Raw genomic sequence first — 16,580 nt, forward strand, 5'->3', positions numbered from 1 at the left:
CAAGGCGCAAAGCGGAGTCGGGTTGGACACCCGGCGAGCATTTGCAACGCCGCGCGCGGCATTTCTGGCCACAACCCGAAGGGAAGGCCCGCCGCCAGGGGCCACTCGGCGTTGCGCCACTGGCCCGCACATGAGTGCGGGCGGCGTGCCGCGCCTTGATTGGCCCTGGCGGCGGGCCTTCGCGACCCATTGCCGTAGTGTTAACAGGCCCTAAAAGAACGGGCGCGGCAGCCGGTGAACCGGCTGTCGCGCCCGAGCCATCACCGCCTCATCGCCGCGGCTCGACAGTGGACGGCCAGGGGCGACACGGGCAAGGCGGTCATGCTCAATGCATCAGCCCTCGCGGTGGTGGCGGCTGAATATTCGTCCATCGCCACGCCCGCCGCAGTAAGCAAGGGTTGCCTTTGGCGACCGGGCGTCAGCGTTCGTCAGCGCCGCGGTAGTGGGTAGCTCGCCAGACTGGCATAACCTTTCTTCGAGACTGACTGCACGCCGAAGACGACGTTGTCCTTGGACACCGGCAGCGTCGAGCGCGTGGCCCGGCCCACGTCCTTGAACTGCTGCCAGGCGGCCGAGTCGGTGTCACGCCAGACGATGCGGTAGCCGGCCACCTCCGGGTCGTCGCTGGCCTGCCACTCCAGCGTCGAATCGTTGGTCAGCTCGCGGGCGTCCAGCTTCACGCCCTTGGGCGGCGCCGGCGCCCAGGCCAGCGTGGCCAGGCCGGCGAGGTTGGCGCGCGCCACATCGGCCACGTAGGCGAAGTCAACGAACTCGGGCAGGTCACCGAACACGACACCGTTTTCGGTCCTGGGGTTCTGGTGCTGGTGGGCGAAGTTCTCAAAGGGTTCGGAGAAGCGCACCGCCGCATAGCCACGCTCCAGGAAGGGGATGTGGTCACCGCCGCGCAGATAGCGGTCGCGGCGTTGGATGAGCTGGACCGTGAAGCCAGGCATGGCAGCCTCGGCGGCCGCCTTGAGGTGGCGGCCGAGCTGGTGGGTCGGCAGGTCCTCGTTGCCACCGGCCTGCAGCAACGGCAGCAGCTCGGCCTGCATGGCAGCAACGGACCTGGCGTCGGCGTCGCTGGCGGGGCGGTTGGCGTTGGCGGCGGTCAGCAGGCGCACCAGCGGGTCGAGGCCGTCGGCGAACAGGCGCAGGCGTTTGGGGTCGGCCTGGCCCGCGTCGCCGCGCGAGCTGCCGACGATGTCGTTGGTGATCATGGCCTCGACGTTGGTGCCCGCAGCACGTGCCTCGCGCGCCCATTGCGCCGCGCCCAGCAGGCCCTGCTCCTCACCCGGCACTGCCATGAAGACGAGGGTCGCGTCGAACTGGCGCCCAGCCATCACGCAGGCGAGCTCCATGACCGCAGCCGTGCCGGAGGCGTCGTCGTTGGCGCCGGGCGCCTCGCCCAGGGAATCCATGACGTCGCTGTTGCGCGAGTCGTAGTGGCCGCTGACGACGAGGACGCGGCTCTTCGACGCACCGCGGCCCGGCAGCGTGGCGACGACATTCACCAGCTCGGTCGCCTGCGGCACGCGGTTGCCGGCCGGTTCGATGAAGCTCTGCTCCTCCACCTGCAGCCGCCCGCCGGCGAGCCTGGAGCAGTTGGATAGCTCCGCCGTGATCCAGCGGCGCGCGGCACCGATGCCGCGGGTGTCGGAGGCGATGTCGGACAGCGTATGGCGCGTGCCAAAGGCCACCAGCCGGCGGATACGCGACTCGATGCGGGCCGGGCTGACTTCGGCCAGCATGGCCTTCAGCTCGTCGGCCGGCGCAGACTGGGCCTGGGCCGTGGCGGCGAGCAGGGGGAAGAGTATGAGGGCGGTCAATCGGGCTTGCATGCAAACGATTCTGCCCTTGCCGGGTTGGCCGCGTTCTTCTACTCTGCCAACGCCACTGAGGAGATTCCGATGAGCGAGACGAGCCTGGATTCGCGAGTGAGCACCATCCGAACGGTCGCGCTGGTGGGGCCGGCGGCGGCCGGCAAGACGCTGTTGCTGGACGCATTGCTGGCCCATGCCGGCGCCATCCCGCAGGCCGGCAGCATCGAGCGCGGCAGCACGGTGAGCGACCATGATCCTTTGGAGCGGCGCCTGGGCCATTCGCTGCAATCCAGCCTCGCCCACTTCACCCATGGCGGCATCCGCGTGCACGCCATCGACACGCCTGGTGCGCCGGATTTCGTCGGCCAGGCCCTGCCGGCACTGGAGGCGGCGGACACCGCCATCGTCGTCATCAACGCCCAGAACGGCATCGAGCTGATGGCCCAGCGCTTGCTGGCCGCCGCCGCCGAGCGCGGGCTGACACGCCTCATCGTCGTCAACAAGATCGACTGCCCCGACACCGACCTGCCCGGGCTGCTCGCCCAGATTCGCGAGGTGTTTGGCAAGGAGTGCCTGCCACTGAACTTGCCGGCCAGCGGCGCCAAGCGCGTCGCCGACTGTTTCTTCGCGGCGTCCGGGGACGCCGATTTTTCGTCCGTGGCCGAAGCGCACCGCGCGCTGGTGGAACAGGTCGTGGAGGTGGACGCGGCCTTTGTCGACCGCTATCTGACCGATGGCGACGTCGACCCGCGCGAGCTGCATGCGCCGCTGGAGCAGGCGTTGCGCGAAGGGCATCTGATCCCGGTCTGCTTCTGCTCAGCCAAGACCGGCGCCGGCATTGGCGAGCTGCTGTCGGCGATCGAAGCCTTGATGCCGAACCCGGCCGAGGGCAACCCGCCCCCTTTTCTGGAAGGCAAGGGCACGGAGCCCACGCCCTACCCCGCCCGGCCCGATCCAGCCGGCCATGTGCTGGCCCATATCTTCAAGATCGTCGCCGACCCCTACCTCGGCAAGATGGGCGTCATGCGCGTGCATCAGGGCCGCGTCGCCAAGGGCGGCCTGCTCTTCGTCGGCCATGCGCGCAAGCCCATCCGCGTCGCACACCTCTTCATGTTGCAGGGCGCCAAGCATGTCGACATTGACGAGGCTTTGCCGGGTGACCTCTGCGCCATTGCCAAGGTGGAAGACCTCGCCTTTGACGCCGTGCTGCATGACGCGCAAGAGGACGAGCACATCTACCTGAAGCCGCTGGATTTCCCCACCCCGGTGCACGGCCTGGCCATCAGCCCCGCGCGCCGCGGCGATGAGCAGAAGCTCTGGGAGGTGCTGGCCCGGCTGGTGGAGGAAGACCCCTGCCTGCGCATCGAACAGGCCGGTGAAACGCACCAGACGCTGGTCTACGGCCTGGGTGAACTGCATCTGCGCCTTCTGCTGGAGCGACTGCGCGAGCTCTACAAGAGCGAAGTCCTCACCGAGCCGCCGCGCATCGCCTACCGCGAGACGATCTCGGCGCCGGCCGAAGGCCACTACCGCCACAAAAAGCAGAGCGGCGGCGCGGGCCAGTTCGGCGAGGTCTATCTGCGCGTCGAGCCGCTGGAGCGCGGCGCCGGCTTCGAGTTCGTCGACGCGGTGAAGGGTGGCACCATTCCGGGCCAGTTCATGCCGGCCGTCGAGAAAGGCGTGCGCTCGGCGTTGGCCAGTGGCGTCATTGCCGGCTATCCGCTGGTGGACCTGCGCGTGGTCGTCTACGACGGCAAGCACCATTCGGTGGACAGCAAGGAAATCGCCTTCGTCACTGCCGGCCGCCGCGCGCTGATCGAGGCCGTGCGCGAGGCCCGGCCGCTGATCCTGGAACCCATCGTGCAGGTCGAGATCACCGCGCCCGAGCACGGCATCGGCGACATCACCGGCGACCTCGCCTCACGCCGCGGCCAAGTCAACGGCACGCGCTCCGCCGTACCGGGCAGCCTCATCGTGCAGGGCCTGGCACCGCTGGCCGAACTGGCCAGCTACCAGACGCGGCTGAACGCGATGACGGCAGGCGAAGGGCGCTACACGCTGCTGCTGTCGCACTACGAGCCGGTGCCGCCGAACACGCAGGCCGCCCTCGTCGGCGCTTACAAGGCGCACGACGAAGGGGACTGAGCTTCAGTGCTTGGCCTTGGCGGTGGTCTTCCTGGCCGGCTTGGCCTTGGCGTCCACCTCGGTCTCCGTGTGCATGACACACAACCATTCGCCATCCTTGCGCAGCCAGACGGACGAGTCGGCCATCTCCTGCTCCGTCTCCTCCGACTTGCCGCGAGGCGCGATGGCCTGCTTGACTCGATAGGTCAGCACGGCGGTGTCGTCATTCGGGTGCATGACCTGCATGTCGCTGAACTCGAACGATCTGATGACCATCGGGCCTTCTTCCGCCATGTGCTTGTACTGCTTGCGATCGAACTGCATGGCGCCGTGGGAACTCACCATCAGCGCCGGTTCGTCCAGCAGCGCCACTGCGGTGTCGGTGTCTTCGTCCACCATCGACTGCCAGAACTTCTTCTCCAGCGCGATGAGAGTGCTGTCTGCGGTATGCATGCCAATCTCCTTTGACGGCCTAAAACCTCAATATGGGTGCAGCCTGGCGGGCATTCAGTAGGAGTTGCCGGCTCAGCTGGGTCGGAACCGTCCTACGACCCGGGATCGCGCAGAAGTGAAGGTGAAGATCCATTTATCATTGCGGCCCATGCCCAGCGCCCCCCGCGACGTCGCGCAGATCCGATTGGACAACGCGATGCGGCTGTTCGAAGAGTTCGTCAGCGCCACCGTCAAGAATGCCGATGCCGCCACCCTGCGTGGCCTGGAAAGGCGTTTCGCCGAGAGGCTGCAGATTCAGCCCAGCTACTGGAGCCAGATCAAGGGCCGCTCGCGCCAGATCGGCGAGCGCCTGGCGCGGCAGTTCGAGCAGCTCTGTCACAAGGCGCCGGGTTGGATGGACATCGAGCACGGTGCAATGGCCGCCGAGGCACCGGCCATGCCTGCTGTAGCAGCGCCTGCGGCAAGCGACTCGCCCAGCATGCCCCGAGATGACGACGAGCGCTTCATCATCGGGCTGGTGCTGACCTACTACCGCCGCCACCCGCAGCGTGCCCGCACGCGGCTGCTGGATCTGCTCGGCGAGGTGCTGACGCCCTCGACCACACCGGCACCCGTGCCGGTGAAGGCGGCCGCGCCCAGTCCGCAGGCCGAGCTCGACGAGTGGCGCAAGCTGCAGGCGCGCGTCGCGCCGCTGAAGGCCAAGAAGCGCTGATCCTTCCGCGCATCCATCACTGGACGGCCGGTACTACTCACGTTAGGGGTGTTGGATAAAAACCGCTTGCGCAAGAGCAACGTTTGTTTATCATTTGCGCAAGTTGTGGCGTGTTGCAGTTCTCCCGTCACAGCGAGGTCGCACAACCAAGCCCTCTGACCGCCCGGCCCGCTTGCCTCGAGCGCAAGCCCCGGGCCCCAACTCATCCATGCAAACGCAGGCGCCACCCCGGGCCGAGCCGCCGCATTGCCCGCCGCCCACGTGCGGCCCCAACCGGAGCACGCCATGCCCCAATTCACCTCCCCGCGTCCCCTGCAGATCAAAGCGCTCAAACCGCGCAATCCGCTGGTGGCACCGGCCATGCAACGCCAGGCCGGCGCCCACCGAAGCGCGCACGACGCCCATGCCCAGCGCCAGCAAGCCCGCCTCGAATTGCGACGCCTGCTGCGCGACCGCTTCCCCGACGACAGCCCCTGACCACAGCGCGCCGCCTGCCCCTCAGCCATGACCGATCCATGTCATGAGGGCCGGCCCGGCGCCAAGGAGACCCTCATGAGATTGATCGAGTTGAGCGGCCCCGATGCCGCCGAAACCCACGCCGCCTGGGCCCGCCGCTGGACCCGCGTCAAGCGCGCGGCCCGTGCCATCCGGTTGGTGTTCTCGCCGGCCTACCGCCGGCGCCGTGCCCGCAACCATCTGGAGTTCTACGCCGAAGCCGGCGCGCCTGAAGGCGCGCTCTACGTCGATGGCCAGCTGACCGCCCGGCTGGAAGGCGTGCGCAGGCTGTAGGAAAGTCGCCCCTCGTTTGCTCTTGCTCCAGCTGAACGCCGGCAAGTGCGAACGGTCCCCCGAGGGGACGGCGATGCTTGCCGTATTGACCGGCAAGCACATCGCCAGCCGGGCCGGCTTGGGAACTGGAGTCGGACACAAGCAGTCCCTGCGGACTGCTTGTGCCTACGACAGGCCATGGGCCTCTGGCCCATGGCAGCCCGGCGCTCGCCCCGAGATAGGGGTGCCGTCAAAGCTGAAATGGTTGGCAAAACGGGGCCGCCTCCGACGAGCAGGCGGCCCCGCCCAGGCCTAGCATCGGCCCCATGTCCGACCGCCTCTGCCTGACCGCGCCACTCCACAGCCTGGAGGCCTGGGTGGACGCCTTTGCGCGGGCCGAGATCCCCGTACTGGCCGAGACGGCCGAGTCGCTTGAGCACATGCGCGCGACCGAGGACGACGTCGACGCCCACGGCCTGGGAGAAATGATCGCCACCGACCCGCTGATGACGCTGAAGGTGCTGGCCCATGCCAGTGAACGGCGGCGCGGCAGCACTTCCGGGCTCAGGGCCGACGCCGAAACAGTGACCGCTGCCATCGTGCTGATGGGCATCACCCCCTTTTTCCGCGACTTCGGTCCGCAGCCGACGCTCGAGCTGGTGCTGGCTGACAACGACGAGGCCCTGCTCGGGCTGTCACGTGTCATGCAGCGCGCCGAACGTGCCTCGCGCTTCGCGCTGGGCTTTGCGGCCCATCGGGCCGACCCCGATGCCGCCGTCATCCACAGCGCCGCCTTGCTGCACGACTTCGCCGAGATGCTGCTGTGGGTACATGCGCCCGTGCTGGCGCTGAAGATCGCCGCCTTGCAGGACGCCGACAGGCATCTGCGCAGCACGGCTGCCCAGCGCCAGGTGCTGGGCATTGAACTGGCCGAACTGGAGCAGGCCCTGATGCGACGCTGGCATCTGCCGGACTTGCTCGCGCGCATCACCAGCGAGAAAGACGGCCGCAACCCGCAGGTGCGCTGCGTGCACCTGGCTGTGCGGCTGGCGCGGCACACGGCGCGGGGCTGGGATGACGCGGGCGTGCCGGATGATCTGCACGACATCGCCGAACTGCTCAACCTCAGCGAAGCGCACGCCCTCAAGCTGCTTCACGAATTCGACTGACGCCAACGCCGGGCTATTCCCTTCTCCCCTGAAAGTTCGGCCGCCGCACATTCCCGGCCATCAGGCCGCGCAGCCTCGTGCGACCGCGCGACAACCGCGACATCACGGTGCCAACGGGAATGCCGAGGGCCGCGGCGATCTCGGCATAGGCCATGCCGTTGACGGCCAGCAGCAGCAGCACCTCGCGCTGCTCCACCGGCAAGGTCGCCAGGGCCTTGTGCAGGTCGCGCAGAGCCAGGCGTTCGGACTGCGCTGCAGCGACGGGGATGTCCAGCGCCTGCCTGTCGAGGTCCACCACATCCAGCCGGCCACGGCGCAAAGCGTCGACGTGCAGGTTGTGCATGATGCTGAACAGCCAGCCGCGCATGTCGCCCACGCCCTGCCAGAGCCCGGCGCGCGACCAGGCGCGCTCCAGCGTGTCCTGCACGAGATCATCAGCGTCCTCGCGGTTGCGCCGCAGCGACCGCGCATAGCGGTGCAGCCGGGGCAGCCAGCCCAGCACCAGGCCGACGTCGGGCAGCGACGTGCCAGGGCGGGAACGGTACCGGTCGACCGTGGTCATGGCCGGTGAATGCCACCGGCCGGCGCACAGGTTCAAACCGGTACAGCGGTCGTGTTCTTCAGCCGTTCCAGCACGAAGCTGGTCTTGCAGTCCTGCACGCTGGGGTGCATCAGCAGCGTGTCGCTGATGAAGCGGGCGTAGTGCTGCATGTCCTGCACCAGCACGCGCAGCAGATAGTCCATCTCGCCCGTCAGCGCCGCGCACTCGACCACCTCGGGCCAGGTCTGCACGGCAGCGCGGAAGAGGTCGCGCGGATTGCGCAGCGGGTTGTCGGTCTGCTTCTCCAGCCTGACATTGATATAGGCGGTCAGGCCCAGGCCGATGCGCGCCGGCGCCACCAGCGCGACATAGCCGGCGATCACACCGGCCTCCTCCAGGCGACGCACGCGGCGCAGCACGGCGGAAGACGACAGCCCAGCCTCGCCGGCCAGCGTGTCATAGGTGAGGCGGCCATCCTGCTGCAGCGCGCGCAGAATGCGGCGGTCAATGGCGTCGAGCTCGATGGCGGCTTCCATGGCCGTGATTTTGCATGTTTCCTGCGCCGATGGCCGAGTCCGCGCCGAAGAATGCATGAAACCTGCGCGAACCGCGCCGCAGAATTTTCGTTTTCAAGCATCACGCCGCTGGAGACTTTCATGGCCAAGTTCACCCCCTGGGACAACCCGATGGGCACCGATGGTTTCGAGTTCATCGAGTTCGCCGCGCCCGATCCGGCGGGCCTGGGCAAGCTGTTCGAGACCATGGGTTTCAAGGCCGTCGCCAAGCACCGCCACAAGAGCGTGACGCTGTACCGCCAGGGTGGCGTCAACTTCATCATCAACGCCGAGAGCGATTCCTTCGCGCAGCGCTTCGCGCGCCTGCACGGCCCGTCCATCTGCGCCATCGCCTTTCGCGTGCAGGACGCCGGCCATGCCTACAAACGCGCGCTGGAGCTGGGCGCCTGGGGCTTCGACAACAAGGCCGGCCCGATGGAGCTGAACATCCCGGCCATCAAGGGCATCGGCGACTCGCTGATCTATTTCGTCGACCGCTGGCAGGGCAAGGGCGGCGCGGGCGCCGGTGCCATCGGCAATATCTCGATCTATGACGTGGACTTCGTGCCGCTGCTGGACGCGCAGGGCCAGCCGGTCGACCCCAACCCGGTGGGCCACGGCCTGACCGAGATCGACCACCTGACGCACAACGTCTTCCGCGGCCGCATGAAGGAATGGTCGGAGTTCTACGAGCGCTTCTTCAACTTCCGCGAGGTGCGCTACTTCGACATCGAGGGCAAGCTGACCGGCCTGAAGAGCAAGGCCATGACCAGCCCCTGCGGCAAGATCCGCATCCCGATCAACGAGAGCAGCGACGACAAGAGCCAGATCGCCGAGTACCTGGACCTGTACCACGGCGAGGGCATCCAGCACGTGGCGCTGGGCACGACCGACATCTACGGCACGGTCGAGGGCATGAAGAGCACCGGCGTGCAGTTCCAGGACACCATCGAGACCTATTTCGACCTCATCGACAAGCGCCTGCCGGGCCACGGCGAGAACGTGGACGAACTGCGCCGCCTGCGCATCCTCATCGACGGCGCCACCCACCTGGGCGTGGACAACGAGCTGCTGCTGCAGATCTTCACCAAGGAAGTCATCGGTCCGATCTTCTTCGAACTCATCCAGCGCAAGGGCAACGAGGGTTTCGGCGAAGGCAATTTCAAGGCCTTGTTCGAGAGCATCGAACTGGATCAGATCCGCCGCGGTGTGCTGAAGGACGAGCCCGCCAAGGCCGTCTGAAGACACTGCCAGGCCTCGTCCGAGTGGACGAGGCCCATGTGGCCGACGCCATCGAGCCGGTGCGCCCGCGCGCCGGCCAGGATCGCCCGCTCCGCCGGATTGACGATCTGGTCACAGGGCGTCCAGAAGCAGTCAACGTCAGGCAGACCCGGCAGCGCCGCCAGCCAGGCATTGCCCAGGCGCATCTGCTGCGTGTTGACGCCCAGACCGAGCGCCGCCATGCGCGTGCCCTGGTGGGGTGAACCCAGCGTGATGACGTGCGGCGCCTCATGCCCCGCGCCGAAGCGGCGCCACCAGGCCCGCAGCGCCAGGCCGCCCATGCTGTGGGCGCAAAGAATGGGCATACGGCCAGTCAGTGCCTTCAACCGCTGCACGCCGGCCTCGATCTCGTCCGCATAGGCATCGATGCTGCCGAAAGCCGGCTCCAGCGAAGGCGCGACGAAAGCGACACCTTGCTCGCGCAGGCGCTCCATCCAGCCATTCCAGCGGCCACGATTGCAGGAAAAACCGTGCACCAGCAACACGCCCTGCCCGGCGCCCGCCGGCAGATGATCCGCTTCGGCCCATTCGCGCCAGGGCTGGCGCCATGAGAAGGCCAACTCGCTGGCGACGACCTCCCGGGCCCAGGCGCGAAGCAGTTGCCCCCAGGCCGGTGCGGGCCGGTTCACCCAGCGCAATTGCAGGAAGCCCCCCGCCAGAATGAGCGCATGCAGGCCCAGCGTCAGCAGCCCCCAGCCCCAGCCGAAGCGCCAGCCCACGGCCAGCGCCAGGGCCAGCCGCAGCAATACCCAGATCCTTTGCAGTCGTCCGTTCATCGCCCGAGTGTAGGAAGGCAGAATTCCGCCGACCCATGGATGAACTGAGTGCCGAATCCCTGCTGAAGGAACTGCGCGCCGTCGACGCAGAACGCGCCCGCCGTGCTGCCGACCCCGAGCTCGAGGCCCGCGTCCAGAGCGTGAAGGCCTTCCAGCAGCGCCGCTTTGCGGCCACCTATGCCGATCTGCTCGCCAACCCACGCTATGAGGCGGCCACGCGCTTCTTCCTGCACGAGCTTTACGGTCCCGACGATTACCGCCAGCGTGATGCGCAGTTCGCCCGCGTCATCCCGACGCTGACCCGCCTCTTTCCCGCCGAGGTCGTCGACACGGTCGCCAAGCTCGCGCAGCTGCACGCCCTGTCCGAACGCCTGGATACGCGCATGGCCGAGCACCTGCTGTCAGCCGATATCAAGCCCGACGAATACGCCATTGCCTGGCGCGCCTGCGGCGAGCCCGCGTCGAGGCAGCGGCAGATCGAGCTGACGATGGCGGTGGGCGAGTCGCTGGACAAGCTGACCCGCAAGCCGCTGCTGCGCCAGACGCTGCGGCTGATGCGCGGCCCCGCGCAGATGGCGGGCCTGGGCGCGCTGCAGAGCTTTCTCGAAGGCGGCTTCGACACTTTCCGCGACATGCGGGGCGCCGGCGAGTTCCTGTCCACTGTGCGACACCGTGAGGACACACTCGCACGTGCATTGTTTCGCGGTGATGCATCCGCGTTAGGGCAACTCCCCTAGCTTGATGTAACACGGCGTCCCAACATCGAAGGCTTCACGCCAAGCACGTCAGAAGGCTCTCGATGACCGCCGTCCTTGCCGAAGTCACCGAAGTGACATCCCGCGCCAAGCCCTGGCTGGCCAGCTACCCAGCAGGCGTGCCGGCGCAGATCGACACCCGCGTCTACGGCTCGCTGGTCGACCTGCTCAACGAGGCCTTCCGCAAGCACGCCTCGCGCGATGCCGCCATCTGCCTGGGCCAGCGGATGCGCTTCTCGGAGATCGACCAGCTCTCCATGCAGCTCGGCGCCTGGCTGCAGGCCCAGGGGCTCAAGCAGGGCGACCGCGTCGCGATCATGATGCCCAACCTGCTGCAGTACGGCGTGGCCATCGCGGCCATCCTGCGCGCGGGCTTCGTCGTCGTGAACGTGAACCCGCTGTACACGCCGCGCGAGCTGGAGCATCAGCTCAAGGACTCGGGCGCGCGCGCCATCGTCGTGCTGGAGAACTTCGCGCACACGCTGTCCGAGGTCATCGACGCGACCGACGTGAAGCATGTCGTGCTCGCCTCCATGGGTGACCTGCTGAACTGGTGGAAGGGCCCGCTGATCAACTTTGCCGTGCGCCACCTGAAGAAGATGGTGCCGGAGTTCCGCCTGCCAGCCGGCGACGGCCGCACCGTCGTGCGCTTCAATGAGGCCCTCGCCCATGGCGAGCGCCTGCACCTGAAGAAGCCCGAGCTCGGGCCCGACGACGTTGCCTTCCTGCAATACACCGGCGGCACGACCGGCGTGTCCAAGGGCGCCACGCTGCTGCACCGCAACATCGTCGCCAACATCCTGCAGGTCGAGGCCTGGTTCCAGCCCATGCTGGCCCGGCTGCCCGACCAGAACATGCAGTTCACCAACGTCTGTGCGCTGCCGCTTTATCACATCTTCGCGCTGACGGCCTGCTTCATGCTCGGTGCGCGCATGGGCCACCTCAACATCCTGGTGCCCAATCCGCGCGACATCCCCGGCTTCATCGAGACATTGCGCGGACACAAGATCCACATCTTCCCTGCCGTCAACACGCTGTTCAATGCACTGGCCGCAGAGCCGGGCTTCTCGCGGCTGGACTTCTCCGAGCTGGTCATCTCCAACGGCGGCGGCATGGCCGTACAGCAGGCCACGGCCGAGAAATGGCTCAAGGTCACCGGCTGCCCGGTGGTCGAAGGCTATGGCTTGTCCGAGACCTCGCCGGCGGCGACCATCAATCCGCTGGACCAGCGCGCCTTCAACGGCAGCATCGGCCTGCCGATCTCGTCCACCGAGATCGCCATCCGCGACGACGACGGCCGCGACCTTCCGATCGGCGAACGCGGCGAGATCTGCATCCGCGGCCCGCAGGTCATGGCCGGCTACTGGAAGCGCCCGGACGAGACCGCCAACGTCATGTGCGCTGACGGCTATTTCAAGACCGGCGACATCGGCATCATGGACGAGCGCGGCTATGTGCGTATCGTCGACCGCAAGAAGGACATGATCCTGGTCAGTGGCTTCAACGTCTACCCGACCGAGATCGAGCAGGTCGTCAACATGCATCCCGGCGTGCTGGAGTGCGCCGCGGTGGGCGTGCCGGACGCCAAGTCGGGCGAGGCGGTCAAGCTCTTCGTCGTCAAGAGCGACCCGGCGCTGGCCGAGGAAGACCTGGCCAGCTACTGCACGGCACAGATGACGGCCTACAAGCGGCCCCGGTTCATCGAGTTCCGCGACGAACTGCCCAAGAGCAACGTCGGCAAGATCCTGCGCCGCGAACTGCGCACCAATACGGCCTGAGCATTCCCAGTGCCTGCTGCCCTTGAGGGGGAGGCACTGAGGCCGGACACAAACAGTCCTGAGGACTGTTTGTGCCTGCCGAAGGACAAGGCCTCTGGCCTTGGCAGTCAGCGCCTCGGGGGTGGGCTAAAACGGGTTGTTCTTGGCGCGCGTGAGCGCCAAAGTGCCGATGCGCTGCTGCGCGCTCGGGCCAAGCAGGGTGTCGCCGGCCCACAGCCATTGCGTGGGGTTGGCGTCGGTCACCAGCGTGTCCGTCGTGCAGTCCTGAGGCGCGACCTCGGTGCGGCAGGCCGCGTTCGTCACATCGGCGTAGCCGAAGGCGGCCGGGAAGCGCGCGATCTGCTGGATCGTCTCGTCAACGAGCACGAGGCCAACCAGGCGGCCGTCGTTGAGCAGGTTCAGACGCATGGTCGTATTGAAGGCCGAGCTCAGGTCGTTCAGGAAGATGGCACGGTCGATGTCGGTCTGCTGCTGTCTTTCCTTTTGACCGTAGGGTGTCAGGCCGACGTCAAAGATGGTGGCCACCAGCACACGGCCGTTGGCATTGGCGATGCGGTTGACCTGGTCGGCTAGCAGCTTGCCGCGCGCCTTGGCCTCGTTGATCAACGAGTCACGGCTCTGGGCCGGGAACTGGCGATACAACTCGAGGATGTCGTTGACGCCGACCATGATGGACACGATGTCCTTGGGGCCGAAGCGGTCGTTGGACAGATGCAGGTCGATCTTGTCGCGCACATCGGCAACCTTGTTGCCCAGTGCCGCGTACATGATGCCCTGGGGCAGCGCGACGAAGTCAGTGTTGCACTGCGGGTAGACGAAGCCAAAGCCGCCGGCCAAGATCTGGCTCCAGACCGGGCTGAGCTTGCAGTCCACCTGCTTGGTGTCGGGATTCAGGCCGTTGATCGTGTACTTCTTGCCGCTTTGCAGAATGGTGCCCATCTCGTCGCCGAAGGCGATGACGCGGGTCGGCGCAAACGGGTCGATCTGCTGGGTGCTGCCACCGCCGCAGCCGGCGATCAGCGCGGCTGATGCCACCGTGGCCAGGGCCAGGCCGCGCTTCAATTTCTGGGAGACAACACGTTGCATGACGATCAACTCAGGAACAAGAACTCAATCGGAAAAGGCAGCCGCGGCCCGGCTGAGCCGGTCGCGCACGCCATCCCAGGCAGGGTCGTGGGGCGGTGCCTCGACCCAGATTTCACGCGCGCCGGCCGCGTCCAGAAGGCGCAGCACCGCGAACAATTCGTGGGCCGCTGCCGCCGGGTCGGCCGGCATGGCCTGCCAGCGCCAAGCCGGCAGCTGGGCGCGTGAATATACCGCCACCCCCTCCAGGCCCCCGCTGGCGGCCGTTGTGGCCAAACGTAAAGCCAGCGCCTGGGCATCCAGCAGGCGCACGCGGGCGCTCGGCGCGTAGTGCGCAGCCAAGGTGCCCGAGGCCTTGGGCGCCGTGGCATCCGGCTCCACGAGCGGCTGGCCCAGGGCGGCCTCGATGCGGCCACGGCTGATCAGCCCCGGACGCAGCAGGGCCGGATGCTCGCGGCTGCAGTCGACGATGCTGGACTCGATGCCCACCTCGCAGGCACCGCCGTCCAGCACCATCAGCTCGGGGCCGAATTCCTCGACGACATGGCGAGCCAGCGTCGGGCTGACGCGACCAAACCGGTTGGCGCTCGGCGCGGCCAAGCCCTCGACGCCCAGCGCGCGCGCGGCGGCCAGCACAGCGCGGGCGACCGGGTGGGCGGGTGAGCGCAGCGCGACGGTGGCGTGGCCACCAGCCGCAGCCTCGGCCATGCCGGCCTTGCGCGGCACGATGACGGTCAGCGGGCCGGGCCAGAAGGCATCCATCAGCCGGCGTGCTGCGACGGGCAGATGGTCGGCAAAGGGTTCGGCGCCGGCGGCGTCCAGCACATGGACGATCAGCGGGTGGTCGCTGGGCCGACCCTTGGCGGCAAAGATCCTGGCAACGGCCTCGTCCTGGTCGGCGCGCGCGGCCAGGCCATAGACGGTCTCGGTCGGCAGGCCGAGCAATTCGCCGTCGGCCAGGCGGCGCGCGGCGGCCTGGACGGCTTCGGGATCGTTGCCGGGCAGAAGCAACATCAGAAGTCGGTGGGCAGGCCCAGGACGGCGGCAGCCTCCACGGCGATCGCATGAGCCGCCGCAGGCGTGTCGGCCGTGATGTTCAGATGGCCCATCTTGCGGCCATGGCGGGCGTCGGCCTTGCCGTAGAGGTGCAGATGCGTGCCCGGCAGGGCCAGCACGCGGTCCCAGGCCGGGGGCGTGGGGCCGCCGTCGTCGTTGAACCAGAGGTCGCCGAGCAGGTTCAGCATGACGCTGGCCGAATGCTGGCGCGGCGCCGGCAATGGCAGGCCGGCCAGCGCCCTCACCTGCAGCTCGAACTGCGACACATCGGCGCCGTTCATCGTCCAGTGGCCGGAGTTGTGCGGCCGCGGCGCCATCTCATTGACGACCAGACGGCCGTCCTGCAACCAGAAGAACTCGATGCACAGCACGCCGACATAGTTCAGCGCGTCCGCGACCTGATGGGCGGCGGCTACTGCCAGCCTGTCGACCTCGACCGGCACATCCGGCGCCGGCACCTCGGTGACGGCCAGAATGCCGCCGCGGTGCAGGTTCTGCTGCACCGGGAAGTTGACGATCTGCCCGTCCGCGCCGCGTGCGACCAGCACGCTCAGCTCGGCCTTCAACGGCAGCAACTGCTCAAGCACGCAGGGCACGCGCTTGAGCCCTTCCCAGGCCTGGGCCAGCTCGGCGGTGGTGGCCACGCGAACCTGACCCTTGCCGTCATAGCCCATGCGGCTGGTCTTCAGGATGCCTGGCAGCAGGGCCGGGTCGACGGCCGTGAGTTCGATCTCGTTGGTGATGACGGCATGCGGCGCGCAGGGCACGCCGGCCGCTTCGAAATGCGCCTTCTCGATGGCGCGGTCCTGGCAGACGGCGACCGACGCCGCGGCGGGCGCCACGACACGCATGCCGGCGAGCGTCTCCAGCGCAAGGGCCGGCACGTTCTCGAACTCGGTCGTGATCGCGTCGCAGTCGCGCGCCAGCTGGGCCAGGCCGAAGGAATCCAGGTAGTCGGCCTTGATGTGCTTCTCGGCCACGGCGCCCGCCGGGCTGACGGCGTCAGGGTCGAGCACGATGCAACGGTAGCCCAGGGCCTGGGCGGCATGCACGAACATGCGACCGAGCTGGCCGCCGCCCAAGACGCCCAGCGTCGCTTGCCGCGACTCGCCAAGCGTCGCCGCGCCAGGGAGAAGGGCTGTCAACGCAGTTCCTCGCTCATCGCGCGGGCGATTTCGGTCTGTTTCATGCGGAAGTCATTCAGCTTGTCCAGCAGGGCCGCATTGCCCGTGGCCAGCATCGCCACCGCAAACAGCGCCGCATTGGCCGCGCCGGCATTGCCGATGGCAAAGGTCGCGACCGGGATGCCCTTGGGCATCTGCACGATGGAATGCAGGGAGTCGACGCCCTGCAGGTGCCGGCTGGCGACAGGCACGCCCAGCACCGGCACCGTCGTCTTGGCGGCCAGCATGCCCGGCAGATGGGCCGCACCGCCAGCACCGGCGATGATCGCCTTGAGCCCGCGGCCTGCCGCCGCTTCGGCATAGGCAAACATCTCATCGGGCATGCGATGGGCCGACACGACCCTCGCCTCGAAGCCGACACCGAACTCGGTCAGAATCTCGGCCGCTTGCTTCATCGTCTCCCAGTCGCTGCTGGAGCCCATGACGATGCCGATGACGGCATCCGGGTTCTGGGGGGCTGGGGTGGACAAGGTCGCGCTCCGGAAGGCTCAGAAAAGCCTTGAATTGTAGGTGGCGCGTCCGCAAC

At 67.7% G+C, this 16,580-nt stretch carries 17 protein-coding genes; 8 read left to right on the forward strand and 9 right to left on the reverse strand.

Annotated elements, in window-relative coordinates; all coding sequences use genetic code 11:
* Positions 1 to 428: 428 nt before the first annotated feature.
* Positions 429 to 1,838 (reverse strand): M28 family metallopeptidase, encoded by a 1,410-nt coding sequence (locus ACXJKJ_RS06590; protein ID WP_457389535.1) that lies wholly within the window; start codon positions 1,836 to 1,838, stop codon positions 429 to 431.
* Positions 1,839 to 1,901: 63 nt separating this feature from the next.
* Between ACXJKJ_RS06590 and fusA the strand changes: the two genes are divergently transcribed.
* Complete coding sequence (fusA, locus tag ACXJKJ_RS06595; RefSeq protein ID WP_457321675.1) at positions 1,902 to 3,965, forward strand: elongation factor G; 2,064 nt, start codon at positions 1,902 to 1,904, stop codon at positions 3,963 to 3,965.
* 3 nt (positions 3,966 to 3,968) lie between these two features.
* On the opposite strand, the gene ACXJKJ_RS06600 is transcribed toward fusA, so the two are convergent.
* Positions 3,969 to 4,397 carry a nuclear transport factor 2 family protein gene (locus ACXJKJ_RS06600; RefSeq protein ID WP_457389536.1) on the reverse strand — a complete coding sequence of 143 codons (429 nt, stop codon included), beginning with the start codon at positions 4,395 to 4,397 and terminating at the stop codon, positions 3,969 to 3,971.
* Between the two features lie 148 nt (positions 4,398 to 4,545).
* Here ACXJKJ_RS06600 and ACXJKJ_RS06605 point away from each other — a divergent pair, with 148 nt between their 5' ends.
* The 4 genes from ACXJKJ_RS06605 (at position 4,546) to ACXJKJ_RS06620 (ending at position 7,046) form a co-directional block, all read left to right on the forward strand.
* Positions 4,546 to 5,109 carry a hypothetical protein gene (locus ACXJKJ_RS06605; protein ID WP_457389537.1) on the forward strand — a complete coding sequence of 188 codons (564 nt, stop codon included), beginning with the start codon at positions 4,546 to 4,548 and terminating at the stop codon, positions 5,107 to 5,109.
* Positions 5,110 to 5,394: 285 nt separating this feature from the next.
* Positions 5,395 to 5,586, forward strand: a complete 192-nt coding sequence (locus ACXJKJ_RS06610; RefSeq protein ID WP_157256283.1) for a hypothetical protein — start codon at positions 5,395 to 5,397, stop codon at positions 5,584 to 5,586.
* Between the two features lie 75 nt (positions 5,587 to 5,661).
* Positions 5,662 to 5,898 (forward strand): hypothetical protein, encoded by a 237-nt coding sequence (locus ACXJKJ_RS06615; RefSeq protein WP_157282183.1) that lies wholly within the window; start codon positions 5,662 to 5,664, stop codon positions 5,896 to 5,898.
* 305 nt (positions 5,899 to 6,203) lie between these two features.
* On the forward strand, positions 6,204 to 7,046 hold the full coding sequence (locus tag ACXJKJ_RS06620) for an HDOD domain-containing protein (protein WP_457321657.1): 843 nt from the start codon (positions 6,204 to 6,206) through the stop codon (positions 7,044 to 7,046).
* 13 nt (positions 7,047 to 7,059) lie between these two features.
* Here ACXJKJ_RS06620 and ACXJKJ_RS06625 read toward each other — a convergent pair whose 3' ends face one another.
* Together ACXJKJ_RS06625 and ACXJKJ_RS06630 are read right to left on the reverse strand one after the other, a co-directional pair.
* A complete protein-coding gene (locus tag ACXJKJ_RS06625) occupies positions 7,060 to 7,608 on the reverse strand; it encodes an RNA polymerase sigma factor (protein ID WP_457389538.1) in 549 nt (182 codons plus the stop codon).
* A gap of 32 nt (positions 7,609 to 7,640) precedes the next feature.
* Complete coding sequence (locus ACXJKJ_RS06630) at positions 7,641 to 8,123, reverse strand: Lrp/AsnC family transcriptional regulator (RefSeq protein WP_056205021.1); 483 nt, start codon at positions 8,121 to 8,123, stop codon at positions 7,641 to 7,643.
* Positions 8,124 to 8,243: 120 nt separating this feature from the next.
* On the opposite strand from ACXJKJ_RS06630, the gene hppD reads away from it, so the two are divergent.
* Entirely contained in the window at positions 8,244 to 9,383 is a 1,140-nt protein-coding gene (gene hppD / locus ACXJKJ_RS06635) for a 4-hydroxyphenylpyruvate dioxygenase (RefSeq protein WP_457389539.1), read from the forward strand.
* On the opposite strand, the gene ACXJKJ_RS06640 is transcribed toward hppD, so the two are convergent.
* Positions 9,335 to 10,198, reverse strand: coding sequence for an esterase/lipase family protein (locus ACXJKJ_RS06640; protein WP_457389540.1), 864 nt, complete (start codon positions 10,196 to 10,198; stop codon positions 9,335 to 9,337). The two genes, hppD and ACXJKJ_RS06640, sit on opposite strands and share 49 nt — an antisense overlap.
* A 35-nt stretch (positions 10,199 to 10,233) precedes the next feature.
* On the opposite strand from ACXJKJ_RS06640, the gene ACXJKJ_RS06645 reads away from it, so the two are divergent.
* Positions 10,234 to 10,935: an FFLEELY motif protein gene (locus ACXJKJ_RS06645; RefSeq protein WP_457389541.1), complete on the forward strand. Its 702-nt coding sequence runs from the start codon at positions 10,234 to 10,236 to the stop codon at positions 10,933 to 10,935.
* 62 nt (positions 10,936 to 10,997) lie between these two features.
* Positions 10,998 to 12,731 carry a long-chain-fatty-acid--CoA ligase gene (locus ACXJKJ_RS06650; RefSeq protein WP_457389542.1) on the forward strand — a complete coding sequence of 578 codons (1,734 nt, stop codon included), beginning with the start codon at positions 10,998 to 11,000 and terminating at the stop codon, positions 12,729 to 12,731.
* Positions 12,732 to 12,857: 126 nt separating this feature from the next.
* Here ACXJKJ_RS06650 and ACXJKJ_RS06655 read toward each other — a convergent pair whose 3' ends face one another.
* The 4 genes from ACXJKJ_RS06655 to purE are packed head-to-tail and all read right to left on the reverse strand — an operon-like array spanning position 12,858 to position 16,476.
* On the reverse strand, positions 12,858 to 13,817 hold the full coding sequence (locus tag ACXJKJ_RS06655; protein WP_457389543.1) for an SGNH/GDSL hydrolase family protein: 960 nt from the start codon (positions 13,815 to 13,817) through the stop codon (positions 12,858 to 12,860).
* 24 nt (positions 13,818 to 13,841) lie between these two features.
* Positions 13,842 to 14,828, reverse strand: a complete 987-nt coding sequence (locus tag ACXJKJ_RS06660; RefSeq protein ID WP_457352508.1) for an L-threonylcarbamoyladenylate synthase — start codon at positions 14,826 to 14,828, stop codon at positions 13,842 to 13,844.
* Positions 14,828 to 16,015 carry a 5-(carboxyamino)imidazole ribonucleotide synthase gene (locus ACXJKJ_RS06665; protein ID WP_457389544.1) on the reverse strand — a complete coding sequence of 396 codons (1,188 nt, stop codon included), beginning with the start codon at positions 16,013 to 16,015 and terminating at the stop codon, positions 14,828 to 14,830. Before ACXJKJ_RS06665 ends, ACXJKJ_RS06660 begins: the two co-directional genes overlap by 1 nt.
* A complete protein-coding gene (purE, locus tag ACXJKJ_RS06670) occupies positions 16,012 to 16,476 on the reverse strand; it encodes a 5-(carboxyamino)imidazole ribonucleotide mutase (protein WP_457389605.1) in 465 nt (154 codons plus the stop codon). Before purE ends, ACXJKJ_RS06665 begins: the two co-directional genes overlap by 4 nt.
* Between the last annotated feature and the right edge of the window lie 104 nt (positions 16,477 to 16,580).

Source organism: Roseateles sp. P5_E1 (assembly GCF_054049335.1).